Consider the following 26,409-nt stretch of genomic DNA (forward strand, 5'->3'; position numbering starts at 1 on the left):
GTCGCGCCTTACGCCTGCGCTGCCAACAGCCGCACCGGCGTGCCCCAGGGATCGGTGAGGTCCAGCGTGCCAGACGCCCCCTGCCCCACCCGTTCTGCAATGGCCGCCAGAGGCTGCGGCGCCAGGCGCATCTCGAACCCTGCCAGTCCCGTCACGGGAAAATCGCGCCCCCCCGCCCCCCGGCTGTTCCACACATTGGTGGCCAGGTGGTGGTGATAGCCATCGCGGGCATAGAAGGTTCCGCCGGGATAGTGGCAGGTGACATCAAAGCCCAGGGTGGTGGCGTAGAAATCCTCGGCCGGCGGGAGCGCACCCACCTTCAGATGCACATGGCCGACCTTGGCGCCCTGCGGTGCGCCCCGCCACGCCGCCGTGCCGGCCACGCTGACGAGGTCTTCCAGGTCCAGCGGCTCGGTCGCCATGCGCACTGTGGCGCCGTCCCAGTGCCAGGCGTCGCGCGGACGGTCCGCATAGATTTCGACGCCATTGCCTTCCGGGTCGGAGAGATAGATGGCCTCGCTCACCAGATGGTCGGACGCCCCCACCACCGGGGCGCGGGTGGCGGCCGCATGCTTCACCCAGCGGGCGAGATCGCCCCGTGTGGGCAGGAGGAAGGCGGTGTGAAAAAGCCCCGCCTCCCGCGGCCCGGCCCGTCGGGCAGCGCGGTCCTGACGCAGTTCCAGTAGCACGTCGGAGCCAGCGCCCAGTTCCGCCACCGTGCCGTCGGACCGCAGAAGCTCAAGGCCGAGCACGCTGCGGTAGAAACCGGCCACGGCATCCTGATCATTCACGGTGAGGATGACGCGGCCCATGGACAGGGAGGGCGCCTTGGACAGGGACGGCGCCGTGGACAGGGTGTCAGAGGCGTTGGGCATGGACAGGTCCTCCTGGCCGGCGCCGATCACAGGGATCATCATGGCTGCGGCCTTTCCCGGTCTTCCGGCCGGACCCTAGCATGGTTCGGCCGGAAGGCGCGGGCGGGTGAAAGGGATCAGCGGGCGCGCGATCCGAACGGGGTGGGCTTCAGCGCCAGGGCGCCATCGCCCACCAAGGCCAGGGCGAGGAGGCCGGCGATCCACAGCGCCAGGAATTCCCACCCCCCCTTGGGATTGGTGAAAAAGAAGCCGGCATAAATGTGCACGGTGAAGAGGGCGCCCAGCAGGACCGGGATCACCGCAAGGGCCACAAGGCGCGGCCAGATGCCGAGAATGAGCGCGAGGCCGCCCAGCACTTCCCAGGCGATGGTGACGTAAGCCAGCCAGCCGGGAAGCCCCAGCGAGCCGAAGAAGGCGGCGGTGCCGGCGGGGGTGAAGACGAAGATCTTCAGACCCGCATGGGCCAGAAACAGGAGGCCCAGAATGAGGCGAAGCAGAAGGGCGGCATAGGGAGCGGTGCGGGGATCGGTCATCGGTGCGTCCTGAGGAGAGAAAGCGATGGCCGGAACATGCCCTCCCGCTGGTCCAATGATTATCCGCGCAGCTTGGGTGGGTTTCCTTCCGATCTGGAAGGAATAACGGCATCGGACCTCCAACGGGACCAGAGGCGCCGGCCCTTCATGTTCAATGGAAAACAGCCCTCGGCGGACGTGGGACCCCTCACCAGCCTTGATCCCAAGCCGGCTTTCCCCGGAAGCAATTGGCCAGGAAATCCACCAGGACGCGCACTTTCAGGGCGAGATGGCGGCCGGGCGGATAGAGCGCATAAAGGCCATGGGCGTCCCGCTCGAAGGGCGCGAGGAGGCGCTGCACACGCCCCGCCCGAAGGCTGGGGCCGGCGATGAAGCTTGGCACATTGGCGATGCCGAATCCCCCTTCCGCGGCGGCAAGGCAAGCTTCCCCATTGGAGAACCGCAGCCGCCCGGCGACCCCGATGGTGGTGAGACCGCCGTCCCGCCCCTTGAAGAGCCAGGTGAACGGGTCGGCGAAATTGGTATCGATGAGGCATTCGTGGGCCGCAAGCTGAGACGGCTCCTCCGGCGTGCCATGGGCGGCGAGATAGGCGGGCGCAGCCACCAGCACCACGCGGGCATCGCACAGCTTGCGGGCGATGAGGCTGCTGTCGCCGGGCGAGCCGATGCGGATGGCGGCATCGAACCCCTCGTCCACCAGGTTCACCACCCGGTCGGAGAAGGACACGTCCAGCTGGATGGCGGGAAAGGCGCGGGCGAAATCCAGCAGCACGGGGGCAAGCTGGATGGTGCCGAACGACATGGGCGCGGTGATCCGCAAGCGGCCCGAGGGCGTGCCCGAGGCCTGCCGCACCGAGGCATCGAGCGCGTCGAACTCCTCCAGCAGGGCCTTGACGCGCTCATAATAGGCCTGCCCCACCTCCGTGGGCGACAAGGCGCGTGTGGTGCGCTTGATGAGCTGCACGTTGAGGTCGGCTTCCAGCTTCGACACCAGCTTCGAGGCCTGCCCGCTGCTGGTGCCCAGGCGCCGCGCGCCGCCGGCAAAGCTGCCGGCGTCCAGCACCGCCACGAACATGCGGTCACACTCCAGACGCTCCATACCTTTAGTTCCAATTCGCTACGAAACGGGGCGAATAGGAACGCATTGCATCCGCAATGGAAGTGACATTCCCGTCATTCCCCCCTCAGCCTTCAGGGGGATGGGCCGCCATATCGCTCCAGAATTCCTGGCAGGTCCGCGCCATCCGCAGGCCCAGGTCCAGGGGCGCCATGCGCCGGGTGCCCTGGCGTTCCACATTCTGGGCGGCGATCGCCTCCAACACCGCGAGCCGCTCGCCATATAAGCGCATCTGATCGGTGGCGAGGCGCACCAGTTGCTCGCGGCTCATGAATTCGGAGAAGAAGAGTTGCAGGACGGCCATGTCCCGCATCTCGAAGACTTCGCCAGGGGGCGACAGGAACCAGTCGTCCAGCGCTTTCCGACCGGTCTCGGTGAGGGAATACATCTTGCGATGCCGCCCCCCCTCCTCCTGTTCCTGCGCCAGCAAGCCGAATGCCGCGAGGCGCTCCGGCTCGCCATAGAGCTGGGAATGGGGGAAGGGCCAGAAATAGTTTACGGACCGGCCCGCCGCCCGCTTCAGCTCATAGGGGGTGGAGGGACCGCGCAGGCCGATCAGGCCCATCACCAGATAGGAAACGGGGCTCAGGCGGATGGCGGCGGCATCGCCGGGGGCAGCATGCTTTGACATAGTCCGATTCATACCATACTATTTGGACCATAGAAACGAGACCATCCAGAGAGGATGGCACGGGGGAGGGTATGGCATGAGCGGCGAAAATCGCACGCCCGAAACGGCGCTGTCCTACCGGCCGGCGGATTGCGGCGTCCCGGTGCTTGAGCGCAGCATCGGCGATGCGCTACGGGCGGCGGCGGCCAGCCACGGCGCCCGCGCGGCCTTGATCGAAGGCGTGGAGGGCCCCCGCCGGCGCTGGACCTACGCCCAGCTCCTGGCCGATGCCGAACAGGTGGCGCGCGCGCTCCTGCGACGCTTTCGGCCGGGCGAGCATGTGGCGGTCTTTGCCGCCAACAGCCCGGAATGGGTGCTGCTGGAAATGGGCGCCGCCCTGGCAGGCCTGACCCTCGTGACCGTCAACCCCGCCTTCCTGGCGCAGGAAGTGGCCTATGTGCTCGGCCAATCCCGGGCCAGCGGCGTGGTGGTCCAGCCCGAATATCGCGGCCGCGACCTCCTGGCTGTCGTGGCCGAGGCGAGGTCCGGCCTGCCGCACCTGCGGGAGGTGATTTCCCTCGACGGCTGGTCCGCTTTCCTCGCCTCCGGCGCACCGGACACGGTGCTGCCAGATGTGGCGCCGCTGGATATTGCGCAGATCCAATACACGTCGGGCACCACGGGGTTTCCCAAGGGGGCGTGCCTCACCCATCGCGGGCTCGCCAATAATGGCGCCCTGTTCGCCCGGGCCATCGGGGCGGGGCCAGAGGACGTGTGGGTCAATCCCATGCCCATGTTCCACACCGCCGGGTGCGGGCTCGTGACCCTCGGCGCGCTCCAAACCGGCGGTGTGCACGTCCTCCCTCCGGCTTTCGACCCCGCCCTTCTGCTCGCCCTCTTCGAGGCCGAGCGGGGCACGGTGATGCTGTCCGTGCCCACCATGCTCATCCGCCTGCTGGACCATCCCGATGCCCGCACCCGCGACCTGACCTCCTGGCGTCTCTCCGCGCTGGGCGGGGCACCCGTGCCGCCGGAACTGGCCCGCCGCGCGGCCGACGAGGTGGGCCTCAAGGTCACCATCGGCTTCGGCCAGACCGAGGCGTCCCCCTACATCACCCACACCGTGCCGGACGACCCCAATCCCGACTGGATCGAAACGGTCGGGCGCCCCCTGCCCCAGACCGAGGTGAAGGTGATCGACCCGGCGTCCGGCGAGACCGTGCCGCTCGGCGTGGTCGGGGAAATCTGCGCCCGGGGCTGCGGGGTGATGGCGGGCTATTTCGACAACCCCGGCGCCACCGCTCAGGCGCTGGATGCCGAGGGCTGGCTGCACACGGGCGATCTCGGCAGCCTGGATGCGCAGGGCTACTGCCGCATCCAGGGGCGCCTGAAGGACATGATCATTCGCGGCGGCGAGAACATCTATCCGCGCGAGATCGAGGACGTCCTCTTTACCCATCCCGGCATCGCCAATGTGAGCGTGGTGGGGGTGCCGGATGCCGAATGGGGCGAGCAGGTGGCCGCCTTCATCCAGCCCCGCGCGGGGGTGCCGATCGCCACGGACGAACTGGCCGCCTTCTGCCGCGCGCACCTCGCCCCCTTCAAGGTGCCCCGCATCTGGCGGGTGGTGGCGGCCTTTCCCCAGACCGCTTCGGGGAAGATCCAGAAATTCGCGCTGCGCGAGCAAGTGCTGAAGGAAAAGGAAACGGTTCAGTGACCAGATCGCTCAAGGGACAGACGCTGTTCATCACCGGGGCGAGCCGCGGCATCGGCCGGGCCATCGCCCTGCGGGCCGCCCGCGACGGCGCCAACGTCGCCATCGCCTCCAAGACCGCTGATCCCCATCCCCGCCTTCCCGGCACCATCTTCTCCGTGGCCGAGGAGATCGAGGCGGCTGGCGGCCGGGCCTTGCCGCTGGAAATGGATGTGCGCAACGAGGAGGAGATCGCCAGCGCCGTGAAGCGCGCGGCGGACCATTTCGGCGGCATCGACATTCTCGTCAACAATGCCAGCGCCCTTTATCTGGCCCGCACGCCGGACACGCCCATGAAGCGCTTCGACCTGATGCATCAGGTCAATGTGCGCGGCACCTTCGCCACCACCCAGGCGTGCCACCCCTATCTCAGCCAAGCGCGCAACCCGCACGTCCTGGTGCTCTCCCCGCCGCTCAATCTCATCCCCGCCTGGTTCGCGGACCATTGCGCCTACACCATGTCCAAGTATGGCATGAGCATGTGCGTGCTGGGCATGGCGGAGGAGTTCCGGGCGGCGGGCATCGCCGTCAACGCCTTGTGGCCGGCCACCATGATCGATACCGCCGCCACCAAGATGATCGGCGTCTCCGGCGGCGGATGTCGGACGCCGGACATCATGGCGGACGCCGCCCACGCCATCCTGACCCGCGACGCCCGCATCGCGACCGGACGTTTCTTCCTGGATGAGGAAGCGTTGGCGGATGACGGGATTACGGACTTCACCCCCTATGCGGTGGTGCCCGGCGAGGCGCTGACCAAGGACCTGTTCGTCGCCTGACGGCAAAGCGCGCCGCGCCTGCCAGCGCGCCCCGGAACTTCAGTTTCGACGCCAAGATCCAAACACGAAGAACCAAACACCAAGAACCAAACACCAAGAACCAGAAGCCCACCGGGAGGAAAACATGGACGTCACAGGGAGGCGCGGCCTGGCCGCCGCGCTGAAAGGTCTCTTCATGGCCGGCGCGCTGACCGGCCTCACGGTCGCGCCCGCCGGGGCGCAAATGTCGGACAATGTGGTCCGCATCGGCGTCCTGAACGACCAGTCCGGCCCCCTGTCGGGCTATTCAGGGCCGGGATCGGTCATCGCCGCGCGCATGGCGGTGGAGGATTTCGGCGGCACCGTGAACGGCGTTCCCATTGAGGTGGTGGTGGCGGACCACCGCAATTCCCCCGACATCGCGGTGACCACGGCGCGGGAATGGTTCGACGCCAAGGGGGTCGACGTCATCACCGACCTGACCTCCTCCACCATCGCGCTTGCCGTGCAGGGGCTCGGCCGGGAGCGGGGCAAGGTGATCCTGCATGTGGGCGGGGGCACTGACCGCCTCTATGGCGCGGACTGCTCGCCCACCGGTTTTTTATGGGTCTATGACACCTATTCCTTCGCCCGCGGCATGGGCCTCGCGCTGTCGGGGGGACCCGCGGGAACCTGGTTCTTCATCGCCTCGGACACAGCCTTCGCCAAGGCCATGGAGGCGCAGCTGGGGCCGGTCATCCAGGCCAGCGGCGGACGCATTCTCGGCGCGGTGAAGCATCCGGTCGGCGCCCCCGACTTCTCCTCCTATTTGCTCCAGGCCCAGGCCTCAGGCGCGCGGAACATCGCCCTCCTCAATACCGGCGACGACACCGCCAATGCCATCAAGCAAGCCCGGGAGTTCGGGCTCGACAAAAGCGGCCAGTCGCTGGTGGGCACGGTGATCTATCTTCAAACCATCCAGGCCCTGGGCCTGGAGGCCGCGCAGGGCCTGAAGTTCGTCACCACCTTCTATTGGGACCGCACCGACGCCTCCCGCGCCTTCGCCAAGCGCTTTGGCGAACGCAGCGGCGGGCGCATGCCCTCCCAGGTCCAGGCCGGCATGTATTCGGCGACGCTGGCCTATCTCAAGGCTGTGGCGGCGGCAGGCACCGACGAGGGCAAGGCAGTGGCCGATAAGATCCGCGCCTTGCCGGTGGACGATTTCTTCGCCGAGGGCGCGCGGGTGCGGGCCGATGGGCGGCTGATGAACGATCTGTTCCTGGCGGAGGTGAAGACGCCGGCCCAGTCCAAGGGCCCCTGGGACTTCTACAAGATCAGCACACGCCTGAAGGCGGATGACGTCATTCGTCCGCTCAATGCCGGCGGCTGTCCCTTCGTGGCGAAATGACCGGGAGGGGGGCGAGCCAAGCGGCCCGCCCCCACCCACTTCTAGTCATCACGGCATCAGGGCGATCTGTTCCAGGCCCAGCGTCTCGGGATAGCCGAGCACCAGGTTCATATTCTGGATTGCCTGGCCCGAGGCGCCCTTCACCAGATTGTCGGTGGTGGAGAGCACCACGGCCCGGCCATTGGCCCGATCCGCCACCACGCCGATAAAGGCCATGTTGGAGCCGCGCACGTGGCGCGACTGCGGCACCTGGCCGAAGGGGAGCACATGGACGAAGGGCTCGCCCTTGTAATAGTCCGCCAGCAGAGCATGCAGGTCGGCGGGCTTGGCGCCGGTGGTGCGCACATAGAGCGTGGCATAGATGCCCCGGTTCATGGGCACCAGATGCGGCACGAACATGGGCGCCACCGGGCGGCCGGCGGCCTTGGAATATTCCTGGTCCAGCTCGCCCATATGCCGGTGCGCGCCCACCGAATAGGCATGGATGCCCTCGGAGACTTCAGAGAACAGCATGTTCTCCTTGGCGGCGCGGCCGGCGCCGGACATGCCGGTCTTGCTGTCGATCACGATGGTGTCGGGATCGATGGCGGAGGCCTCCAGCAGCGGCACCGCCGGCAGGATGGCCGTGGTGGTGTGGCAGCCGGGATTGGCCACCAGCCGCGCCTTGCGGATGTCGTCGCGATAGATCTCCACGAGGCCGAACACCGCCTCCTTCTGGAGGTCGAGGGCGGAATGGGGGTGGCCATACCACTTCTCGTACATGCCCGGGTCCTGGAGCCGGAAGTCGGCGGACAGGTCCACCACCTTCACGCCCGGCGCCTGGTCGAACACCTTCTTGATGACTTCTTGCGTGGTGGCGTGCGGCAGCGCGCAGAAGACCAGGTCGACGGAGGAGAAATCCACCTCGTCAATGGTCACGAGCTTGGGCAGGGCGAAGGGCGCGAATTGCGGGAAGACATCGGCCATGGACTGGCCGGCTTTGCGGTCCGCCGTTAGGGCAACGATCTCGACGCGGGGATGGCGCAGCAGCAGTCGGACCAGCTCGGAGCCCGTATAGCCCGAGGCGCCCAGTACTGCGATCCTTGCCTTGCCAGCGTCCGACATGATCTTCTCCCGTCGAGAAAAGGTGTGCTGCGGGAAGGGCTTCCCCTCCCGGCACCGCATCCCCGGCCGGCGCGGCTTCGATAGTGCGCCGGCACGAATGCGGGGAAGGTCTGTACACCGAAGCCGTTACAGGCGAAAGACAGGAGACGACAGCCGGCCCGTTTCCGGTCTGTTCCCCCTTGCCCGCGTATCGTTCATGATGGACGGGGCGATTCGCCTGTAATCAAAGAGTGCCATGTCCGACAGCGACGATCTCTTCGCCTCCCGTCCCGCCGGCGCCGCCAAGGCGCCCGCCTCCGGCCGCGCCAAGACCACCGTGGTCCCGGCCATGGCGAGCGATTATACCGCCGCCCATATCGAGGTGCTGGAAGGCCTGGAGCCGGTCCGGCGCCGGCCCGGCATGTATATCGGCGGCACCGATGCCAAGGCGCTGCACCACCTGTTCGCCGAGGTGATCGACAATTCCATGGATGAGGCGGTGGCCGGGCATGCCACCTTCATCGAGGTGCAGCTGTCCGCCGACGGCACGCTGACCGTCTCCGACAATGGCCGCGGCATTCCCGTGGAGCCGCACCCGAAATTCCCCAAGAAGTCCACCGTCGAGGTCATCATGACCACGCTCCATGCGGGCGGAAAGTTCGACAGCAAGGTCTATGAGACCTCCGGCGGCCTCCATGGCGTCGGCGTTTCCGTGGTCAACGCCCTGTCCGACCTCCTGGAAGTGGAGGTGGCGCGCAACCAGGTGCTCTATCGCCAGACATTTTCGCGCGGCCTGCCGCAGGGCCCGCTGAAGGAAGTGGGCCGCGCGCCCAACCGGCGCGGCACGCGGGTGAAATTCCACCCGGACCCGGAGATTTTCGGCGCCGGCGCCACCTTCGAGCCCGCCCGCGTGTTCCGCATGGCCCGGTCCAAGGCCTATCTCTTCGGCGGCGTGGAAATCCGCTGGTCGTGCGATGCCGCACTTCTCGTGGGCGTCACCGGCGTGCCGGAGAAGACCAGCTTCCGCTTCCCGGGCGGCCTTCGGGACTATCTGGCGGCCGACCTTGAAGGCCAGACGCTGGTCCATTCCGACATCTTCTCGGGCCGCACCCAGAAGACCGGCGGCCATGGGGCCGTGGAATGGGCGGTGGCCTGGGTAGCCGATGCCGACGGCGGCTTCTCCTCTTATTGCAACACCATCCCGACGCCTGATGGCGGCACCCATGAGAATGGTCTCAAGGTCACGCTCCTAAAGGGCCTGAAGGACCATGCGGAGCGCACCGGCCAGGGCAAGCGCGCCGCCATCCTGATCGCGGACGACGTCACCTCCGGCTGCGCCGCCATGCTCTCGGTCTTCGTGCGCGAGCCCGAATTCCAGGGCCAGACCAAGGACCGCCTCGCCACAGCCGAGGCCGCCCGCATCGTCGAGCAGGCGATCCGCGACCCCTTCGACCATTGGCTGGCCGCCAATCCGGTGCAGGCCACCCGCCTCCTCGACCATGTGATCGAGCGGGGCGAGGAGCGGCTGCGGCGCAAGCAGGAGAAGGAAATCTCCCGCAAGACCGCCGTGCGCAAGCTGCGCCTGCCGGGCAAGCTGGCGGATTGCTCCAATACCGAGGCGGCGGGCTCGGAACTCTTCATCGTGGAGGGCGACTCGGCCGGCGGCTCCGCCAAGCAGGCCCGCGACCGCCGCACCCAGGCGGTGCTGCCCTTGCGCGGCAAGATCCTGAACGTGGCGAGCGCGGGCCGCGACAAGCTGGCCCAGAACCAGCAATTGGCCGACCTGCTCCAGGCGCTCGGCTGCGGCACGCTCTCCCATTATCGCGAGGCGGACCTGCGCTACGAGAAGGTCATCATCATGACCGACGCGGACGTGGACGGCGCCCATATCGCCTCGCTCCTGGTCACCTTCTTCTTCCGCCAGATCCCCAAGCTCGTCGAGCAGGGCCATCTCTTCCTGGCAGTGCCGCCGCTCTATCGCATCACGCAGGGCGCCAAGACGCTCTATGCGCGGGATGACGGCCACAAGGACCAGTTGCTCAAGAAGGAATTCTCAAGCCGCGGCAAGGTGGAGATCGGCCGCTTCAAGGGCCTCGGCGAGATGATGCCGGCGCAGTTGAAGGAAACCACCATGGACCCGCGCACCCGCACGCTGCTGCAGGTGAATATCGAGGAAGCCGCCGCCGCCGCCACCGCCGACTTGGTGGAGCGCCTCATGGGCAACAAGCCCGAGGCGCGCTTCGCCTTCATTTCCGAGCATGCCGCCTTCGCCGGCGAGGAATTGCTGGACATCTGAGCCCGCGCGCCGCGCGCCCTCACGGCGCGGGGCGCACCCGCAAGGGCAGCCGGGAGGCGGGCCAGGCCAGCAGGATCAGGCCGATGCCCGATCCCACAAACAGGCCCACCGATCCCACGATGCCGATCACCTGCGCGGCGATGAAAGCACCCGTGGCCTGCCCGGCGAAAAAGCAGGTGGCGTAAAGCGCCACCCCCGCCCCGCGCGCGGTGGGCACCAGCTCGGTCGCCATGATCTGGATGGTGTTGTGCAGCATGTAGAAGCCGAAGCCCAGCAGCAGGAACACCGCGATCACCAAGGGCAGGTTCGGCACCAGCACCGCGGCCATGAGGCACAACCCGGCCACAACCGCCCCGGTGCCCGCCATGCCCGACAGGCCGAGCCGGTTCACCAGCACCCGCACCACCAGCGTGTAGAGCACGCCGCCGAGCCCGAAGGCGCCGATGGCAAAGCCCGCCTCCACCGCATGGCCGAGATCATAGGCGATGAGGTGCGCGGCCACGAAGGGGAAGCAGCCGAAGATGAACCCGCCCTCGATGGCCGCCACGGCAAACAGGCGGATGGACAGGGGATTGGAGAACACCACCAGATAGCCCTTGAGGGCGCCCATGAAGGACAAGGGCTCGCGCGCCTTGGCCTCGGCCAGGAACAAGGTGGCGCCCAGCGCGGCCGTGCCGGTGACCGCGGCGCACGACCAGAACACCGCCCGCCAGCCCAAGGCGCTGGCAATCATGCCGGAGACCACGGCGCCGGCCAATTGGCCGAGCACGATGGCGGACAGGAGACGGCCGAGCGCGATGGGGCGCTCCGCATAGCTCACCCGGTCCCCCACCGTGGCGAGCGCCACCGGGATCACGCCACCGGCCCAGCCGCCCGCCACGATGCGCCCCACCAGAAGCACCTCATGGCTAGGGGCGAGGGCGCACAGCATCAGCGACAGCGTCAGCATGGCCAAGGTGATGCGGATGAGGCGCACCCGCCCGAAGGCGTCGCCGGCCGGACCGAACACCAGTTGCGTCGCCGCATAGGGCAAGGTGAAGGCCGTGGCGAGCAGGGCGGCGCGCTGCAACGTCACCTGCAGATCGGCGGCCACCAGCGTCAGCATGGGGTCCATGGCCCGCATGGAGACCGCGCTGGAAAAGCCCGCAAGGCCGAGAATAAGCAGGAAAGGCATGGGGATGCGCCGGGGATCGCGCCGGGGGAAGACCCCGTTTCCGATGCCCGCCGCCAGGGGTCAAGGCAGCCAGGCACATGGCCGAACCGCGGCGTCAGCGCCCACCGCATGGCTCGGCGCGCGGTAATCATTGACACAGCGCACAAAATTCATACTTTGCAAGCTGTCGTCCGAGCTTTTTCGAGTCCAAGCGCGCCGAACGACGACCCCTCGCCCAGCCCGTACGGCACGGGACGCGCGATTACCGGCGTGCCGCCGCATCCTAGAGATGCAATGTCATTTACCGAACTCGGCCTGAGCGAAAAGGTCCTCGCGGCCGTAAAGGAAACCGGCTACACGCAACCGACGCCCATCCAGGCGCAGGCCATTCCCCATGTGCTCGCGCGCCGCGATGTCCTGGGCCTTGCGCAGACCGGCACCGGCAAGACGGCCGCCTTCACGCTGCCCATGCTCACCCTGCTGGAGCAGGGTCGTGCGCGTGCCCGCATGCCGCGCACCCTCATCCTCGAACCGACGCGCGAACTCGCGGCGCAGGTGGAGGAAAATTTCGTCCGCTACGGTTCCAACCACAAGCTGAACGTGGCCCTGCTGATCGGCGGCGTCTCGTTCGGTGACCAGGACACCAAGCTGGTTCGCGGCGTGGATGTGCTGATTGCCACCCCCGGCCGCCTGCTGGACCATGTGGAGCGGGGGCGCCTGCTGCTCTCGGGCATCGAGATCCTGGTGATCGACGAAGCCGACCGCATGCTCGACATGGGCTTCATCCCGGACATCGAGCGCATCTGCAAGCTGGTGCCCTTCACCCGGCAGACGCTGTTCTTCTCCGCCACCATGCCGCCGGAAATCCAGCGTCTGGTGTCGCAATTCCTGTCCAACCCGGTGCGGGTCGAGGTGTCCAAGCCCGCCTCCACCGCCACCACGGTGACCCAGCTCCTGGTCGCCTCGGGCAGCGAGGATTACGAGAAGCGCGAGACGCTGCGCGAGCTCATCCGCAACGCGGAAGGACTCCAGAACGGCATCGTCTTCTGCAACCGCAAGCGCGACGTGGCGGTGGTGCACCGTTCGCTGCAAAAGCACGGCTTCAACGTGGTCTGCCTCCATGGCGACATGGACCAGCATGCCCGCACCCAGGCCCTCGACCAGTTCCGCAGCGGCGAGGCGACGCTCCTGGTGGCCTCCGACGTGGCCGCTCGCGGCCTCGACATTCCGGCGGTGAGCCACGTCTTCAATTATGACGTGCCCCACCATTCGGAAGACTATGTGCACCGCATCGGCCGCACCGGCCGCGCCGGCCGCACCGGCACGACCATCGCCATCGTCACCCACGACGACGCCAAATCATTGGCGGCCATCGAGAAGCTGATCGGCAATCCCATCCCCTGGCAGGGCGAGCCGCTCGGCGAGGCGCCCCCGCGCGAGCGTCGCGGCGACAAGCGCGGCCGGGACAAGGACCGCCGCAAGGACGGGGAACGGGGTGAACGGACCGAGCGCACCAAGCGCAGCAGCCGTGACAAGCCCCGGGACGAGGCCCGTCCGCCCCGCCGCGAGGAAGCGGAAGTTGCGGCCTCACCCACCCCCGCCCGCGAGCGGACCCGCGAGCGTCCGGTTCGCGAAGCGGACGAGCGGGAAGCCCCGCGCCCCCGCAGCGAGCCCCGTGAGCGCAACGAGACCCGCGAGCGTCCCGAGCCGCGCGAGCGCGCGGAAACCCGGGATCGCAACGAGACCCGCGACCGCTCCGAGGGCAACAAGCGCCCCCGCCGCGAGAACCGGCAGGACAACGAGCCCGCCGACATGTCCCACCTCCCCGCCTTCCTCCTGCGCCCGGTGCGGGTGAAGGCGAGCTGAGCCACACGTCGATTCCGCAGACGAACGAAAGCCAAAGGTCGGGCATTGCCCGGCCTTTTTGATTCAAAGGTGTAGCCGCCAGTTGGTGAGTGGGTGAGGCGCCACCCCGACGTCTGCGGCAATGGCCGCAAAGCCCGACTGCAAATGAGGCTGATTTTTCCTTAAAAACAGAGACTTACCACCAATTCTTAAACGACTTTCTTCACAATAGAACCAACATCTCCCCTTGCCCCCCCGCCAGCCGGTCACCGACGAGGCGCCGGGCGCGGCCACTGAGCGGTCCGCCGAAAAGGTCCGCCACCTCCGGCATCCGGCGGGCGAGGAGGGCCAGGAAAACCAGGTCGTGCTCCCCGGCATCCCCGAAGCCGGCGGAAAGAAGCTCCGGCGGCTGCTCAAGTATGAGCGTGCCGCGCTTCATGCCCACGCCCGCCTCCGGGCCAAGCGCGCCTTTGACCGCCAGCGTGCCGGCGATCATGCGCTGGGCGGCGCCCGCACCGGCCGACCCGGCGATGAGCACCAGCCCGCCCCGCATGCGTTCGCAGGCCTGAGGGCCCACATGCCCCGTCACCCGCACCGTCCCACCGGTCATGCCCCGTCGCTCGCCGGGCAGGGCACCGGCGAGGCGCGCACCCGCGCTCCCGCCGAGATCGATACGCCCACCGGCAAGGCCGGCTCCGAGATCATCGCCCGCATCGCCCAGGATCTTGAGGTGCCCCGCGCTCATGCCGGCCCCGGCCAGCGCGCCAACGGGGCCCTCCACCACCAGATGGCCTCCGGCCATGCCGGCGCCCACATTGTCGAGGCGGGCATTGCCCTCCAGGGTCAAGGTGCCGCCCGGTCCGGCGGAGAGGGCGAAGACGTCCCCCAGCGCCACCGCGCTGGCACCCACGAACACCGCGAGCCGCGCCACCGCCCCGGCATCGAGGCCGGCGAGGCGATCGGGCGTGATGCCGGTCATGTCCACCCGCGCGGGCGGGGCCGCCTTAAGGGCGAGGCGAAAGCCGGCGCCGCTCATGCCAGAAGCTCCCGCAGGTGGAAGTGGAACGGCCCGAGGTTGCCGCCATAATTGCCCGCATCGATGGCAAGGATGCCCGCCTCCTCGCCCAGCGCGCAGACCGCCGCGATGCCCGCCTTCATGCTGGCCGCCACATCGGCCGCGCTGAGCCCGTCAATGACGATCTCCAGCACGCTGCCCACATCCGGCGGCAGGGCCGATGGCACCTGCGCCCGCAAGGTCGGGCAATAGGCGCCATTGGTGGAGGCGATGAGGCCGGGATATTTGGACCCGACCTTGGAGCCCGACCGCACCACACCACCGGGGAAGGGCAGGATGGCGCCGCGCACCTGTCCCATGGCCTCCACCGCATATTCGGCCGCATGGAGCGCCGCCGCGCGGGAGCGGGCGAGGATCAGGAAATTGCCCCCGCCGACGCCATCCGTCACCGATCCCGTGACATCGTCGCACACGAACTCGCCTTCCATCACCGGAATGCGCCAGATGCGCTCGTCCCCCAGGCGCTTCGACACCTGGTGCCCGTCGCCGAAATAGCGCAGCGCCCGGCCCACCGGCACCGATGCGCCACCGGTGAGCCCGGCATAGCAGGCGGTGGTCGGGCAGGTGAGCACGCATTGACCGACCCGACTGGGCACGATCTTCTTCAAATCCTTCAGCGACATGGAGAAGATGAGCACGGAGACGCCCGGCCGCCCGTCCGGCGTCTCGTCGGGGGGCAAGTCCGCCTCGATCCCTGCCTCGCAGCCGCAGCCGATGACGGAGGTGGCAAAGCCGGTCATGGTGTGCGCCGCGATGCGCGCCCAGCGGGCCGTATCAGCGGTGATGATGAGCCGCGTGCCCGCCATGGGGAAGGCCTCGGCGAAGCCGTCGCGGATTTCCACGCCGTTGCGGAACACCGAGCCGCCATTGCTCATGGCGCGCACTCCACGCAGCTTGGCCCCTGCCCGTCCCGGATCTCACCGTCGGCAATGCGGAAATGCTTGGCCTTCAGCCCGATGGCCTCGTCGAACCAGCGGTCCATGCGCTTGTCCATGAGCGGATCATAATCGGGCTTCACCGCAAAGGTGCGCCCTTCCACCAGCGCCACCACCTCGCCATTGCGCACAATCTCCCGCCCATCCTTGAGCACGAGGCGGGGCGCGGTGAACATGGCCTCGCGGTCGGCGCCATCCGCATAGAGCACCACGTCGCCCACCGCGCCGGGCGCCAGGTGGCCGCGATCCTTGAGGCCGAGCGTGCGGGCCGGCGCGGCGCGGGTGACGATGGCGATCTCCTCCAGCGTGTATTCGCGCGTGAGGCTGTCCAGGTTGGTATGAGCGCGCGCCGCCTTGTGCAGGCGGGCGAGCTGGGCGTTGCGGAAATCCCGGTCCATCAAAAGCCGGATGAGGTGGGGATAGGAGGTGAACGGCCCGCCATTGGGATGGTCGGTGGTCAGGAACACCCGCCAGGGGTCCTCGATGAGCAGGAACAGTTCCAGCCCGATGGCCCATTGCAGGGCATTGACGAAGGACTTGTCCCGATAGGCGAAGGGCACCACGCCGCAGGCCGCGTCGCACTCAATATCCATGCCGATCCACTTCTTCGGATCGGCGATGCCATGATTGCGATATTGCGCCATCAGGTCGGCGGAGGCCGTCACCGTCTGGCCAAACATCACCTGCCCCACATCCACGGAAATGTGCGGATTGGCATTCACCGCCGCCGCCAGCTCCGCCGCGCCGGAGGAGAATTTGCGATCCCCCGCCGTGCCATAGGAATGGAACTGCACATGGGTGAGGTGGAGCGGGAAGCCGTCGGTGGCGCCGATGGTGGCAAGGGTGGTGGCGATGTTGCCGGGAATGCCCAGGTTGCAGCCGTGCAGATGGATGGGATGGGGCACGCCCAGTTCCGTCACCGCCCGCTGGAGGGTGGTGAGGATGCGCCGGGGGGTGAGGCCATAGAAGGGGCCCTGCTCGTCCAGGTCCAGCGACCGGCCATTGAACTTGAAGGCCGAGATGCCGCCGGGATTGACGATCTTGATGGCGCAGCACTGGGTGGCCCGCAGCATCCAGGCCACATAATCGTTCACCGCCCCCTGCCCTTCGCCCTGCGCGATCAGGCGCAGCAGGGCGTCGTCATTGCCCAGCACAAGGAAGCCGCCGGTGTCGATATTGGGAATATCCGCCATTTCCAGATGGGCATGGCGCGCATTGGCGCCCACCACCGCCGGCTCGAATACGGCGGTATAGCCCATCTGCGAGTAGCGGCATCCGGTCAGGTGGGTGGTGGGTGCCGCCTGCCCGCCGCCGCAGCCGCAGAAATCGCCGAAGGGCTCGGGAAAAGCGGCGCGGTCATTGGTCATGAGCAGGCGGGCGAGGTTCACCTTGCCGCCGGCAATGTGGCTGTGCAGGTCGATGCCGCCAGCCATGACCACGCAGCCACGGGCGTCATGGACCTGATGGGACGGCAAGGTGGGATCATCGGCCACCACGCGGCCGTCCTCGATCACCACGTCGCGCACCACGTCCACGACCCCGCTGGTGGGATCGAACACGCGCCCGCCAGAGACACGCACCCTCATGGCGCCCTCCCCGCCTGGAGAATGGCCGCCGCCGCTCCGGCCACCGAGGCAAGGCCCGCCGCGCGCAGGCCTTCCAGGGGCAGGCAGACGACGCCATCCATGCGGAACACCTGGCCGCCATGGTCGACGCCGGGCGTGCCCACGGGGATGAAGACCTCCGGCTCGCGGGCAAACTCGGTTTCGGGATGGGCGAGCGCGATCACCGGTCCCCGGTCGAAGGCGGGCGGGGGATCAGGGCGGAAGGCGCTGGTGTGCAGGAGCAGGTCGGCATCCTCCAGCGCGGCGGCGGTGGCATAAAGGCTGGGCGCGTGGCGCGCCTCCCCGCTGCCCACCAGGGTGCGCAGCGGATAGCCGAAGCGCCACAGCATCACCTGGTGTGCCCCCATACAATTGTCCCGCCCGCCCAAGGGGAAGACGGCGGCGCGGGTGGTGGCGTTGAGGGTGGCGACAATGTCCGCCGCCCGGCTCACCACCAGCCCGGCCTCGCCAGACTGGAGGGTGGCCGCATTCCAGGTGAGGACGCCATAGCGGGCCGCCTTGAGAAGCTCCGCCACCTCCAGAAGCGCCGCGCCCAGCGCGCCGGTGAAGGCGCCGCCCAGATCAGTGAGCGAACGGCCGGCCACGAAGGCGCCGAGCGCCGCCAGCGCCTCGGCCAGAAGCCCGTCCGGCACCGCCACCTCGCGCACGTCCTGCCCCGCCAGGAGGTTGCGGGTCGCCGCCTCCGGCCCGTGGCCCAGGAACACGATGGTGCGCCCCTGCGGCAGGAAGAGCGGGCCGGTGCCATCGCTCCGCGGCGCGGGAACCGCCCGCTCGAAGAAGCGGGAAAAAAGGCCCGTGGGATCGGCGCCCACAACCACCAGCACGTCGCAGCGATTGCGCAGTTCAGCGAGGGTGCACGCCACCCACCCCACCCGCTGGAGGGTATCGAGATTGCGGAACAGGCCCTCGGAGGCCGAATGGTCGAGGCTGGCGCCGAAGGCCACGGCGAGATCGCCCAGGCCCCGCAGCCCCGCCACATCCGCGCCAAGGCCGGAAAAGGCGGCGGCGCGGCTGGCTTTCAGATGGGCGGCGGCGGCGGCGGCGGCCTCGGCCAGCGACACCTCCCGCCCGCCGACGCGCGGACCGCCCGGCAGGCCGGGGCCGCGCCGCAGCAGACGCACTGCCTCGGGACAAGCGCGGCGGGCGCGCACCTCGCGGCCCATGACCGCCACTTCCAGATCATCGCAGCCGAGCCCGCAAAAGCCGCAGGCGAGATCGCTGACGATGCGCGGTGCCTGCGCCGGCATGGCCTTGCCCGCCTCAGTCATATTTCACATAGGAAAAGCGCAGGTCGCTCTGCGGCGTGCCTTCCAGCGGAGCGTCCGCCACCAGGCCCGGCTGCCATTGCACGACCTCCTCGATCTTGGCGGCGAGCGCGAAGTCGCGGACGGTGATGCCCTTGGCGTCGTGGGACATGAGGCGCACCTCCACCCAGGCATAGGAGGCAGTGAGATCGGGATGGTGCCAGGCGGCCTCGGCCAGGTGGCCGACCGCATTGATGACCATCAGCGTGCCCTTCCAGCTGTTGGTGCGATAGGTGCGGCGGATCCAGCCGTCCTCATAGCGCCAATGGGGCAGGTGCGCGGACAGGTGCGCTTCGATCTCTTCCGACGAAAATGTGGCTTTGCGGTCCACGGCCATGCGACGTGCCTCCGGTGGTGGAAGTCCGATCAAGACGCCGCGGCGGTTGCCCGCTTGTCGTTGCAGTGCTCCGGCGCCCTGAAGGCCGCCGGGCCATGCGTCTGTTGTTTCAACAAGAGCTAACACGCCCGAGGGCGTGCGAAAAGTGTCAGGCCTTACAGGCCCTTCTGCCGCTTGAAGGCGGTCAGCGTGTTCTGCAGCAGGCAGGCGATGGTCATTGGGCCGACGCCGCCGGGCACGGGGGTGATGAGGCCGGCAATGCCTTGCGCTTCCTCATAGGCCACGTCGCCCACGAGGCGGGTCTTGCCGTCGCCCTTGGGCACGCGGTTGATGCCCACGTCGATGACGGTCGCGCCGGGCTTGATCCAGTCGCCGCGCACCATTTCCGGCCGGCCCACCGCCGCCACCAGGATGTCGGCGGTGCGGCACTCGCCCGGCAGGTCGCGGGTGCGGGAATGGGCGATGGTGACGGTGCAATCCTCCCGCAGCAGAAGCTGGGCGGCGGGCTTGCCGACAATGTTGGAGCGGCCCACCACCACGGCCTTCAGGCCGGCCAGATTGCCCAGATGATGCTTCAGCAGCATCACGCAGCCGAGCGGCGTACAGGGCACGAGGGCATCAAGGCCCACCGCCAGGCGGCCGGCATTGACCACATGGAAGCCGTCCACATCCTTGGCGGGGTCGATGGCGGCGAGCACCTTGTTGGTGTCGATATGGCCGGGCAGCGGCAACTGCACCAGGATGCCATTGACCTCCGGATCGGCGTTCAGACGCTCGACCAAAGCCAGCAGGTCCGCCTCGGCGGTCTCGGCGGGAAGGCGATGCTCGAAGGAGCGCATGCCCACTTCCACGGTCTGCGCCGCCTTGTTGCGGACATAGACGTGGCTCGCGGGGTCCTCGCCCACCAGCACCACGGCGAGGCCGGGCTTCTGGCCGGTCTGGGAGACGAGGCCTTCCACTTCCACCGCGATGCGGCCGCGCAGGCCGGCCGCGAATGCCTTGCCGTCGATGGCTTTGGTCTCGATCACGACTGTCCCCGCAAGAATGAAACGCACATGAGGTTCACGGCGGACTTCTGGCCTGCGGCGCCTGCCCTGGCAAGCCCCGCCGCCGCGTCCCTGACCTGTTGGAAGCGCATTCTTAGAGCGAAGATTGTTTTCGTAAAGAGAAAACTTTTATCCGCGGGGTGGAATATCACCGGCCGCCCAGCCCGCCTTCACCTGCGCCTTGTAGTCCCCGTACCGCCCTTCCGCGATGGCCTGCCGGGCGCCGCGCATAAGATCCTGGTAATAATGGAGATTGGCCCAGGAGAGCAGCATGCCGCCCAGCATCTCCCCGCACCGCACGAGGTGATGGAGATAGGCGCGCGAATAGTCCCTGAGCGCCGGGCAATCGCTTTCCTCGTCCAGCGGGCGCGGATCGGAGGCGTGGCGGGCATTCTTGAGATTGATGCGACCGAAGCGCGTGAAAGCCAAGGCATGGCGGCCTGAACGGGTCGGCATCACGCAATCGAACATGTCGATGCCCCGCGCCACCGCCTCCAGGAGGTCGTCCGGCGTGCCGACCCCCATGAGATAGCGCGGCTTGTGGGTGGGCAGATGGGGCTCCACCGTCTCGATCATGTCCAGCATGATCTCCTGCGGCTCGCCCACGGCAAGGCCGCCGATGGAATAGCCGGGAAAGTCCATGCCGGCCAGCGCCTGCGCCGATTCCACCCGCAGCGCCTTGACCGCCCCGCCCTGGACGATGCCGAACAATGCCCGCCCCTTGGGCTGGCTCTCGAAGGCGCGCTTGCTGCGCTCCGCCCAGCGCAGCGACAGCCGCATGGCGCGGGCGGCCTCCTCGTCGGTGCAGGGCAGGCGCACGCATTCATCCAGCTGCATCTGGATGTCGGCGCACAGGAGCCCCTGGATCTCCACCGCCCGCTCGGGGGTGAGCTGGTGGACCGCGCCATCCACATGGGAGCGGAAGGTGACGCCGCTCTCGTCCAATTTGCGCAGGGCGGACAGGGACATGACCTGGAAGCCACCGGAATCGGTGAGGATCGGCCGGTCCCAGCGCATGAAGCGATGCAGCCCCCCCAATTCCGCCACCCGCTCGGCGCCGGGGCGCAGCATCAAATGGTAGGTGTTGCCCAACAGGATGTCGGCCCCGGTCGCCCGCACCTGCTCGGGATAGAGGCCCTTGACGGTGGCGACCGTCCCCACCGGCATGAAGGCCGGGGTCGCGATCTCGCCGCGCGGCGTGGAAATGACGCCGGTGCGCGCGGTGCCGTCGGTGGCGTTCAGAGTGAAGGCGAAGCGGCCCTCGGCGGGAGTCTGGGTCTGGATCTCGGTCATGGCCACTCAGCGCGCCGGCGCGCGATCGGGAAAGAGCAGGCTAGCATCGCCATAGGAATAGAAGCGATAGCCGGTTTCGATGGCATGGGCATAGGCACGCTTCTGCGTCTCGTGGCCCACGAAGGCCGCCACCAGCATGACGAGGGTGGAGCGCGGCAAATGAAAGTTGGTCATCATCATGTCCACGGCGCGGAAGCCATAGCCGGGGGTGATGAAAATGTCGGTCTCGCCCCTATAGGGATGAAGCGTGCCGTCCGGCGCCGCCGCGCTTTCCAGGAGCCGGGTCGCCGTGGACCCCACCGCCAGGATGCGTCCGCCCGCCGCCCGAACGCCGTTCAGCGTTTCGGCGACCTCAGCGCTCACCTCGCCCCATTCCGAATGCATGTGATGGGCGGACGTGTCTTCCGCCTTCACCGGCAGGAAGGTACCGGGGCCCACATGCAGCGTCACATGATGAAAGGCCGCGCCCGCCGCCCGGATCTGGTCCATGAGCGCAGGGGTGAAATGGAGGCTTGCGGTGGGCGCGGCCACCGAGCCCTCATTGCGGGCGAAGACCGGCTGATAGTCCGTGCGGTCGCGGGCATCCTCCGCCCGCTTGGCGGCGATATAAGGCGGCAGCGGCATGTGCCCGACCTCTTGGAGCGCGGCGTCGAGGTCGGCGCCCGCCACATCGAAGGCCAGCAGCACCTCCCCTTCCGTGCCGCGGCCTGTGACCTCGGCGACCAGCTCCCGCGACGCATCGGGATGGGTGAAGATGATGCGGTCGCCTGCCACAAGGCGCTTGGCGGGGCGCGCGAAAGCGGCCCAGCGGGCTTCGTCGAGGCGCTTCACCAGGGTCGCCTCGATGTGGACGGTGGAGCCGCCCGCCCGCGTGCGGGTGCCGTCGAGGCGGGCGGGAATGACCTTGGTGTCGTTCACCACCACGGCATCGCCGGGACGCAGGAGGGAAGGCAGGTCGGCGATGTGCGCGTCCGTCAGCTCGGCCTCCGCGCCGGGACGCACCACCAGAAGCCGCGCGCTCTCGCGCGGCGTGGCGGGGCGCAAGGCGATCAGCTCGGGAGGCAAATCGAAATCGAAGGCGTCGACGCGCATCAGGCTTTCATCCAGGACGCGCGGCAGTCGGGCCGGCGCAACGGAGCGCCTTCCTAGAGCACGGGCCGAGGGGCTGGCAACGCAAACCCCGTCGATCGTGGTGCCTGTGGTCCGGTTGCGGGCGCCCGGTGCGTCTCAGATCAGCCTCACCCGCCCCGTGCCCAGCTCATAGATGCCCGTCGCCAGCTTCACCTTGCCGGAGGCAATGGCCGCTCCGATGATCTGGCTCTTGCCTGCCACCTGCCTGGCGGTCTGGAGGGCATTGGTGACCACCGCGGCTTCCACCAGGTCGCCCCCTTGCCCCTGGGCGGCGGCCACGGCGGGCAGGATATTGTCGATGAGGCCGGGCAAGTGGCCGGGAAACAGCGCCTTCTGGGTGGCGGCCTTCACCGCTGCGGCCACCGCCCCACAGCCGGTGTGGCCGAGCACCAGCAAAAGCGGCACGCCCAGATAGGCAACCGCATATTCAAGGCTCGCGAGCCCGTCATTATCCACCACGTTCCCGGCCAGGCGCACGACGAAGAGCTCGCCCGGCTCCTGGTCGAAGCACAGTTCAGGCGAGACCCGCGAATCGGAGCAGCCGAGCACGGCCGCAATGGGATACTGGCCCTTGGCGAGCATCTGCCGGCGGGCGGAGAAGTCCCTGTTTTCGGTGGTGTCGGCGACATAGCGGGCATTCCCGGCCATCAGCCGGTCCAGCGCCTCGCCGCCGGGAATGTCGTTGGGCGCCTTCTGCCCGGCGGGCAGGTCCTCGGCCGCCAGGGCCGGGCGCAGCAGACCCGCTCCCGCCAGGGCGGCCGCCCCGAACATGAGGCCGCGCCGCGAAATGCTCCCCGCACAGTCCTGGCACATGTCCGCCCCTCCGCGTTCCGCCCTTGATGGCCAAGGGCTGAGGCTCTTCATAGCCCAGACGCGCGACAGATGGGGCCACCGGTCAGAAAATGGCGACGGCGCCCTGCCAGATGGCCCAGCTCATGGCGGCGGTAATTAGTAGGCCGAGCAAGGTCGCGAAGAAACCAGCGAGGATCACGCCGCCATCCCGCTCCACCAGGCCAAGGCCGAACACGCAGACCGCGAAGCCCGGCGGCAGGTTGCCGAGGAAGGGAATCGGCAGCAGCAGGATGAAGCCCAGCAGCACCACTGTGGCGCCCACGATGCGGCGGGCGGTGGGACCGGCAAAGGTTTCCATGCGCGGCCGTGACCAACGCTCGAACCACATGATGTAGGGGCGCGAACGGGTGACAATGGCTTCCAGCATGGAGCGCGAGAAGGTCTGCCGCGACACCCGTTCAGGCAGCCACAACTCCTGCCGGCCCATGGCCATCTGGAGGCCGATGAGGCCGAGCACGATGCCGCAGATGACGGGGATGCCAGGCGGCATGGGAATGCAGTTGGGAATGCCGAACAGCAGGAAGATGATGCCGAAGGCGCGGTTGCGCAGCGCATTCACCAGATCGCCAATCGCCACCTTCTCGCCCTCCTGGGAAGCCAGGACGGCGGCGAGCAGTTCGGAAGTCCGCGGCGTACGGTGATCCACAGGTGCCTCGATCGATTGAGGCCCACTCATAGCACCTTGAAAGCGGCGGTGTCAGGGCGGGAGGCGATAAGAGGCCCCCTCGCCCTGCCCCAGGGTCAATTCAGGAGGTATAATCCCCCCACTGCCCGCAGCTCGGCTGGCTTGATGAGCTCACAATGGGCGACTTTCACCGAATGCAGCGGCCCGTCCAATTCGCGGCGCCAGAAGGCAAGGAACTTGTTGAGTTCCGGGAATTTGGGGGAGAGGTCGTAATCCTGCCAGATATAGGATTGAAGGAACGCGGGATGGTCAGGCAGGTGGTAGAGGATCTCGGCCGTCACGAGCCCATAGCCGGAAATCTGCTTCACGAAGTCGCCGCAAACCATGTTCGACACCTCCATGCACGCCGGAAACCCCGCCGCCTCAGCAATGCCATGTGGCGGGAACGGATCCATTGTCGGCTGACAATCTTGCGCGAGCCAGACCAAAAAATGGTTTACGCGTGCAAAAACAAGGCGTTAGCAGCGATTGATCGAGACTGCTGACAACAGCTTCGTAGCGTCCTGCGCCGGTGCGCGAGGCCGGACGGACAGCGGGGGCAAGGCCCTGCTAGCACTCCCATCCCCCGAGTGCCAAAAAATCTCCCCGCCCCCCTTGAACCCTCCCGCCGGCCCACTTAGATGGCGGCCAGGCTGCGCTCGAACGTTGGCGCGGCCGGAATGAAGTGCAATCAACGTGTCCAAGCCAATTGGAGGTTCCCCGATGGGTTTCCGTCCTCTGCACGACCGCGTGGTCGTGAAGCGCATCGAAGCTGAGCAGAAGACTGCCGGCGGCATCATCATCCCCGACACCGCCAAGGAAAAGCCCCAGGAGGGCGAGGTGGTCGCCGTGGGTCCGGGCGTGCGCAACGAGAAGGGCGAACTGGTCGCGCTCGACGTGAAGGCTGGCGACCGCGTCCTGTTCGGCAAGTGGTCCGGCACCGAGGTCAAGATCGACGGTCAGGACCTGCTCATCATGAAGGAAAGCGACATCCTCGGCGTCGTCGAGGTCTCCGCTTCCGCCAAGAAGGCGGCGTGAGCCGCTTTTTCACCCTTTCCATCGTCCCAAGCTGAAGGAGCAGGCACATGGCTGCCAAGGACGTGAAATTTTCCGGCGATGCCCGTGAGAAGCTGCTGCGCGGCGTCGACATCCTCGCCAATGCGGTGAAGGTCACGCTGGGCCCCAAGGGCCGCAACGTGGTGATCGAGAAGTCGTTCGGCGCCCCGCGCATCACCAAGGACGGCGTATCCGTCGCCAAGGAGATCGAGCTCGAGGATCGCTTCGAGAATCTCGGCGCCCAGCTGGTTCGCGAAGTCGCTTCCAAGACCAATGACCTGGCCGGCGACGGCACCACCACCGCCACCGTGCTCGCCCAGGCGATCGTGAAGGAAGGCGCCAAGGCGGTTGCCGCCGGCATGAACCCGATGGACCTGAAGCGCGGCATCGACCTCGCGGTGGAAGCCATCGTCAAGGACCTGGCCGCCAAGTCCAAGAAGGTGACCTCCAACGAGGAGATCGCCCAGGTCGGCACCATCTCCGCCAATGGCGATAGCGAGGTGGGCAAGTTCCTCGCCGAGGCCATGCAGAAGGTCGGCAACGAGGGTGTCATCACCGTCGAGGAAGCCAAGACCGCCGTCACCGAGCTGGACGTCGTCGAGGGCATGCAGTTCGACCGCGGCTACCTCTCCCCCTATTTCGTGACCAACGCCGAGAAGATGCGCGTTGAGTTCGAGGACCCCTACATCCTCATCCACGAGAAGAAGCTCGGCGCCCTCCAGGAGCTGCTGCCCGTTCTCGAGGCCGTGGTGCAGTCCGGCAAGGCGCTGGTCATCATCGCCGAGGACGTGGAAGGCGAGGCTCTGGCCACCCTCGTGGTCAACAAGCTGCGCGGTGGCCTGAAGGTCGCGGCCGTGAAGGCTCCCGGCTTCGGCGATCGCCGCAAGGCCATGCTGCAGGACATCGCGATCCTGACCGGCGGCCAGGCCATCTCCGAGGACCTCGGCATCAAGCTCGAGAACGTGAACCTCACCATGCTCGGCCGCGCCCGCAAGGTCGTGATCGAGAAGGAGAACACCACGATCGTCGACGGTGCCGGCGAGAAGGCCGACATCGAGGCCCGCGTCGCCCAGATCAAGGCCCAGATCGAAGAGACCACCTCCGACTACGACCGTGAGAAGCTCCAGGAGCGTCTCGCCAAGCTCGCGGGCGGCGTCGCGGTGATCCGCGTCGGCGGCGCGACCGAGGTCGAGGTCAAGGAGAAGAAGGACCGCGTGGACGACGCCCTGCACGCCACCCGCGCTGCGGTGGAAGAAGGCGTGCTGCCCGGCGGCGGCGTGGCCCTGCTGCGCTCCATCAAGGCGCTGGAAGGCCTCACCGGCACCAACTCGGACCAGAAGACCGGCATCGAGATCGTCCGCCGCGCCATCCAGTCCCCCGCCCGCCAGATCGCCAGCAATGCCGGCGATGACGGCTCGGTGGTGGTCGGCAAGATCCTCGAGAACGCCGACTACGCGTTCGGCTACGACGCCCAGTCCGGCACGTATGTGGACATGGTGAAGGCCGGCATCATCGACCCCACCAAGGTGGTGCGCACCGCGCTCCAGGATGCGGCCTCCATCGCGGCCCTCATCGTGACCACCGAAGCCCTCGTCGCCGACCTGCCCAAGAAGGGCGGCGCAGCGGCCCCCGCCATGCCCGGCGGCGGCATGGGCGGCATGGATTTCTGAGGAAATCCAAG

24 protein-coding genes are annotated in these 26,409 nt (G+C 67.8%); 7 read left to right on the plus strand and 17 right to left on the minus strand.

The annotated features are described in order from the left end of the window. Positions 1 to 8: 8 nt before the first annotated feature. The 4 genes from ACT54L_RS15625 to ACT54L_RS15640 all read right to left on the minus strand — a co-directional run bounded on the left by ACT54L_RS15625 (position 9) and on the right by ACT54L_RS15640 (position 3,156). Positions 9 to 917, minus strand: coding sequence for a VOC family protein (locus tag ACT54L_RS15625; protein WP_476086552.1), 909 nt, complete (start codon positions 915 to 917; stop codon positions 9 to 11). A 74-nt stretch (positions 918 to 991) separates the two neighbouring features. Beyond that, positions 992 to 1,408 carry a DoxX family protein gene (locus ACT54L_RS15630; protein WP_476086553.1) on the minus strand — a complete coding sequence of 139 codons (417 nt, stop codon included), beginning with the start codon at positions 1,406 to 1,408 and terminating at the stop codon, positions 992 to 994. 187 nt (positions 1,409 to 1,595) lie between these two features. After that, positions 1,596 to 2,507 (minus strand): LysR family transcriptional regulator, encoded by a 912-nt coding sequence (locus ACT54L_RS15635; protein WP_476086554.1) that lies wholly within the window; start codon positions 2,505 to 2,507, stop codon positions 1,596 to 1,598. A gap of 85 nt (positions 2,508 to 2,592) precedes the next feature. Beyond that, on the minus strand, positions 2,593 to 3,156 hold the full coding sequence (locus ACT54L_RS15640) for a PadR family transcriptional regulator (RefSeq protein ID WP_476086555.1): 564 nt from the start codon (positions 3,154 to 3,156) through the stop codon (positions 2,593 to 2,595). Positions 3,157 to 3,232: 76 nt separating this feature from the next. On the opposite strand from ACT54L_RS15640, the gene ACT54L_RS15645 reads away from it, so the two are divergent. The 3 genes from ACT54L_RS15645 to ACT54L_RS15655 all read left to right on the plus strand — a co-directional run bounded on the left by ACT54L_RS15645 (position 3,233) and on the right by ACT54L_RS15655 (position 7,033). Continuing rightward, positions 3,233 to 4,852 carry an AMP-binding protein gene (locus ACT54L_RS15645; protein WP_476086556.1) on the plus strand — a complete coding sequence of 540 codons (1,620 nt, stop codon included), beginning with the start codon at positions 3,233 to 3,235 and terminating at the stop codon, positions 4,850 to 4,852. Next, positions 4,849 to 5,667 carry an SDR family oxidoreductase gene (locus ACT54L_RS15650; protein ID WP_476086557.1) on the plus strand — a complete coding sequence of 273 codons (819 nt, stop codon included), beginning with the start codon at positions 4,849 to 4,851 and terminating at the stop codon, positions 5,665 to 5,667. Before ACT54L_RS15645 ends, ACT54L_RS15650 begins: the two co-directional genes overlap by 4 nt. 124 nt (positions 5,668 to 5,791) lie before the next feature. Next, on the plus strand, positions 5,792 to 7,033 hold the full coding sequence (locus ACT54L_RS15655) for an ABC transporter substrate-binding protein (RefSeq protein WP_476086558.1): 1,242 nt from the start codon (positions 5,792 to 5,794) through the stop codon (positions 7,031 to 7,033). Between the two features lie 48 nt (positions 7,034 to 7,081). Here ACT54L_RS15655 and argC read toward each other — a convergent pair whose 3' ends face one another. After that, entirely contained in the window at positions 7,082 to 8,137 is a 1,056-nt protein-coding gene (gene argC, locus ACT54L_RS15660) for an N-acetyl-gamma-glutamyl-phosphate reductase (protein WP_476086559.1), read from the minus strand. A 235-nt stretch (positions 8,138 to 8,372) separates the two neighbouring features. On the opposite strand from argC, the gene parE reads away from it, so the two are divergent. Next, positions 8,373 to 10,412 (plus strand): DNA topoisomerase IV subunit B, encoded by a 2,040-nt coding sequence (gene parE / locus ACT54L_RS15665; RefSeq protein ID WP_476086560.1) that lies wholly within the window; start codon positions 8,373 to 8,375, stop codon positions 10,410 to 10,412. A gap of 19 nt (positions 10,413 to 10,431) precedes the next feature. Here parE and ACT54L_RS15670 read toward each other — a convergent pair whose 3' ends face one another. Then, positions 10,432 to 11,586 carry an MFS transporter gene (locus tag ACT54L_RS15670; RefSeq protein WP_476086561.1) on the minus strand — a complete coding sequence of 385 codons (1,155 nt, stop codon included), beginning with the start codon at positions 11,584 to 11,586 and terminating at the stop codon, positions 10,432 to 10,434. Positions 11,587 to 11,859: 273 nt separating this feature from the next. Between ACT54L_RS15670 and ACT54L_RS15675 the strand changes: the two genes are divergently transcribed. Beyond that, complete coding sequence (locus tag ACT54L_RS15675; RefSeq protein ID WP_476086562.1) at positions 11,860 to 13,431, plus strand: DEAD/DEAH box helicase; 1,572 nt, start codon at positions 11,860 to 11,862, stop codon at positions 13,429 to 13,431. Positions 13,432 to 13,633: 202 nt separating this feature from the next. On the opposite strand, the gene ACT54L_RS15680 is transcribed toward ACT54L_RS15675, so the two are convergent. From ACT54L_RS15680 to ACT54L_RS15730, 11 genes are all read right to left on the minus strand, one after another. Beyond that, positions 13,634 to 14,446, minus strand: coding sequence for a formylmethanofuran dehydrogenase subunit C (locus ACT54L_RS15680; RefSeq protein ID WP_476086563.1), 813 nt, complete (start codon positions 14,444 to 14,446; stop codon positions 13,634 to 13,636). Continuing rightward, positions 14,443 to 15,360 carry a formylmethanofuran--tetrahydromethanopterin N-formyltransferase gene (gene fhcD / locus ACT54L_RS15685; RefSeq protein ID WP_476086564.1) on the minus strand — a complete coding sequence of 306 codons (918 nt, stop codon included), beginning with the start codon at positions 15,358 to 15,360 and terminating at the stop codon, positions 14,443 to 14,445. The genes ACT54L_RS15680 and fhcD overlap by 4 nt, the downstream gene beginning before the upstream one ends. Next, the gene (locus ACT54L_RS15690; RefSeq protein ID WP_476086565.1) at positions 15,357 to 17,006 is read right to left on the minus strand and encodes a formylmethanofuran dehydrogenase subunit A; all 1,650 of its coding nucleotides are present in this window, start codon (positions 17,004 to 17,006) and stop codon (positions 15,357 to 15,359) included. The genes fhcD and ACT54L_RS15690 overlap by 4 nt, the downstream gene beginning before the upstream one ends. Then, on the minus strand, positions 17,003 to 18,292 hold the full coding sequence (locus tag ACT54L_RS15695) for a formylmethanofuran dehydrogenase (protein WP_476086566.1): 1,290 nt from the start codon (positions 18,290 to 18,292) through the stop codon (positions 17,003 to 17,005). The genes ACT54L_RS15690 and ACT54L_RS15695 overlap by 4 nt, the downstream gene beginning before the upstream one ends. Positions 18,293 to 18,305: 13 nt before the next feature. Continuing rightward, positions 18,306 to 18,686: a 4a-hydroxytetrahydrobiopterin dehydratase gene (locus tag ACT54L_RS15700; RefSeq protein ID WP_476086567.1), complete on the minus strand. Its 381-nt coding sequence runs from the start codon at positions 18,684 to 18,686 to the stop codon at positions 18,306 to 18,308. 155 nt (positions 18,687 to 18,841) lie between these two features. After that, entirely contained in the window at positions 18,842 to 19,714 is an 873-nt protein-coding gene (gene folD, locus ACT54L_RS15705) for a bifunctional methylenetetrahydrofolate dehydrogenase/methenyltetrahydrofolate cyclohydrolase FolD (RefSeq protein ID WP_476086568.1), read from the minus strand. 147 nt (positions 19,715 to 19,861) lie between these two features. Continuing rightward, positions 19,862 to 21,025, minus strand: coding sequence for a tRNA guanosine(34) transglycosylase Tgt (gene tgt / locus ACT54L_RS15710; protein WP_476086569.1), 1,164 nt, complete (start codon positions 21,023 to 21,025; stop codon positions 19,862 to 19,864). Positions 21,026 to 21,031: 6 nt separating this feature from the next. Continuing rightward, a complete protein-coding gene (queA, locus tag ACT54L_RS15715; protein ID WP_476086570.1) occupies positions 21,032 to 22,117 on the minus strand; it encodes a tRNA preQ1(34) S-adenosylmethionine ribosyltransferase-isomerase QueA in 1,086 nt (361 codons plus the stop codon). Positions 22,118 to 22,252: 135 nt separating this feature from the next. Then, positions 22,253 to 22,969: a carbonic anhydrase gene (locus ACT54L_RS15720; protein WP_476086571.1), complete on the minus strand. Its 717-nt coding sequence runs from the start codon at positions 22,967 to 22,969 to the stop codon at positions 22,253 to 22,255. A gap of 82 nt (positions 22,970 to 23,051) precedes the next feature. After that, positions 23,052 to 23,654, minus strand: coding sequence for an exopolysaccharide biosynthesis protein (locus ACT54L_RS15725; protein ID WP_476086572.1), 603 nt, complete (start codon positions 23,652 to 23,654; stop codon positions 23,052 to 23,054). A gap of 95 nt (positions 23,655 to 23,749) precedes the next feature. Next, positions 23,750 to 24,019: an usg protein gene (locus ACT54L_RS15730; protein ID WP_476086573.1), complete on the minus strand. Its 270-nt coding sequence runs from the start codon at positions 24,017 to 24,019 to the stop codon at positions 23,750 to 23,752. A 376-nt stretch (positions 24,020 to 24,395) separates the two neighbouring features. Between ACT54L_RS15730 and groES the strand changes: the two genes are divergently transcribed. Next, the gene (groES, locus tag ACT54L_RS15735) at positions 24,396 to 24,710 is read left to right on the plus strand and encodes a co-chaperone GroES (RefSeq protein WP_476086574.1); all 315 of its coding nucleotides are present in this window, start codon (positions 24,396 to 24,398) and stop codon (positions 24,708 to 24,710) included. A gap of 47 nt (positions 24,711 to 24,757) precedes the next feature. Next, entirely contained in the window at positions 24,758 to 26,398 is a 1,641-nt protein-coding gene (gene groL, locus ACT54L_RS15740) for a chaperonin GroEL (protein WP_476086575.1), read from the plus strand. Positions 26,399 to 26,409: the final 11 nt, after the last annotated feature.

Source organism: Aquabacter sp. DMC10, from assembly GCF_056314145.1.

Coding starts and splice junctions, on each gene's coding strand:
- queA (WP_476086570.1), bottom strand. CDS start 22,117: ATGCGCGTCGACGCCTTCGATTTCGATTTGCCTCCCGAGCTGATCGCC.
- parE (WP_476086560.1), top strand. CDS start 8,373: ATGTCCGACAGCGACGATCTCTTCGCCTCCCGTCCCGCCGGCGCCGCC.
- ACT54L_RS15635 (WP_476086554.1), bottom strand. CDS start 2,507: ATGGAGCGTCTGGAGTGTGACCGCATGTTCGTGGCGGTGCTGGACGCC.
- ACT54L_RS15720 (WP_476086571.1), bottom strand. CDS start 22,969: ATGTGCCAGGACTGTGCGGGGAGCATTTCGCGGCGCGGCCTCATGTTC.
- ACT54L_RS15655 (WP_476086558.1), top strand. CDS start 5,792: ATGGACGTCACAGGGAGGCGCGGCCTGGCCGCCGCGCTGAAAGGTCTC.
- ACT54L_RS15730 (WP_476086573.1), bottom strand. CDS start 24,019: ATGGTTTGCGGCGACTTCGTGAAGCAGATTTCCGGCTATGGGCTCGTG.
- ACT54L_RS15625 (WP_476086552.1), bottom strand. CDS start 917: ATGATGATCCCTGTGATCGGCGCCGGCCAGGAGGACCTGTCCATGCCC.
- ACT54L_RS15680 (WP_476086563.1), bottom strand. CDS start 14,446: ATGAGCGGCGCCGGCTTTCGCCTCGCCCTTAAGGCGGCCCCGCCCGCG.
- ACT54L_RS15675 (WP_476086562.1), top strand. CDS start 11,860: ATGTCATTTACCGAACTCGGCCTGAGCGAAAAGGTCCTCGCGGCCGTA.
- ACT54L_RS15670 (WP_476086561.1), bottom strand. CDS start 11,586: ATGCCTTTCCTGCTTATTCTCGGCCTTGCGGGCTTTTCCAGCGCGGTC.
- ACT54L_RS15630 (WP_476086553.1), bottom strand. CDS start 1,408: ATGACCGATCCCCGCACCGCTCCCTATGCCGCCCTTCTGCTTCGCCTC.
- ACT54L_RS15640 (WP_476086555.1), bottom strand. CDS start 3,156: ATGTCAAAGCATGCTGCCCCCGGCGATGCCGCCGCCATCCGCCTGAGC.
- ACT54L_RS15700 (WP_476086567.1), bottom strand. CDS start 18,686: ATGGCCGTGGACCGCAAAGCCACATTTTCGTCGGAAGAGATCGAAGCG.
- ACT54L_RS15695 (WP_476086566.1), bottom strand. CDS start 18,292: ATGCCGGCGCAGGCACCGCGCATCGTCAGCGATCTCGCCTGCGGCTTT.
- groL (WP_476086575.1), top strand. CDS start 24,758: ATGGCTGCCAAGGACGTGAAATTTTCCGGCGATGCCCGTGAGAAGCTG.
- argC (WP_476086559.1), bottom strand. CDS start 8,137: ATGTCGGACGCTGGCAAGGCAAGGATCGCAGTACTGGGCGCCTCGGGC.
- groES (WP_476086574.1), top strand. CDS start 24,396: ATGGGTTTCCGTCCTCTGCACGACCGCGTGGTCGTGAAGCGCATCGAA.
- ACT54L_RS15690 (WP_476086565.1), bottom strand. CDS start 17,006: ATGAGGGTGCGTGTCTCTGGCGGGCGCGTGTTCGATCCCACCAGCGGG.
- ACT54L_RS15645 (WP_476086556.1), top strand. CDS start 3,233: ATGAGCGGCGAAAATCGCACGCCCGAAACGGCGCTGTCCTACCGGCCG.
- tgt (WP_476086569.1), bottom strand. CDS start 21,025: ATGACCGAGATCCAGACCCAGACTCCCGCCGAGGGCCGCTTCGCCTTC.
- fhcD (WP_476086564.1), bottom strand. CDS start 15,360: ATGAGCAATGGCGGCTCGGTGTTCCGCAACGGCGTGGAAATCCGCGAC.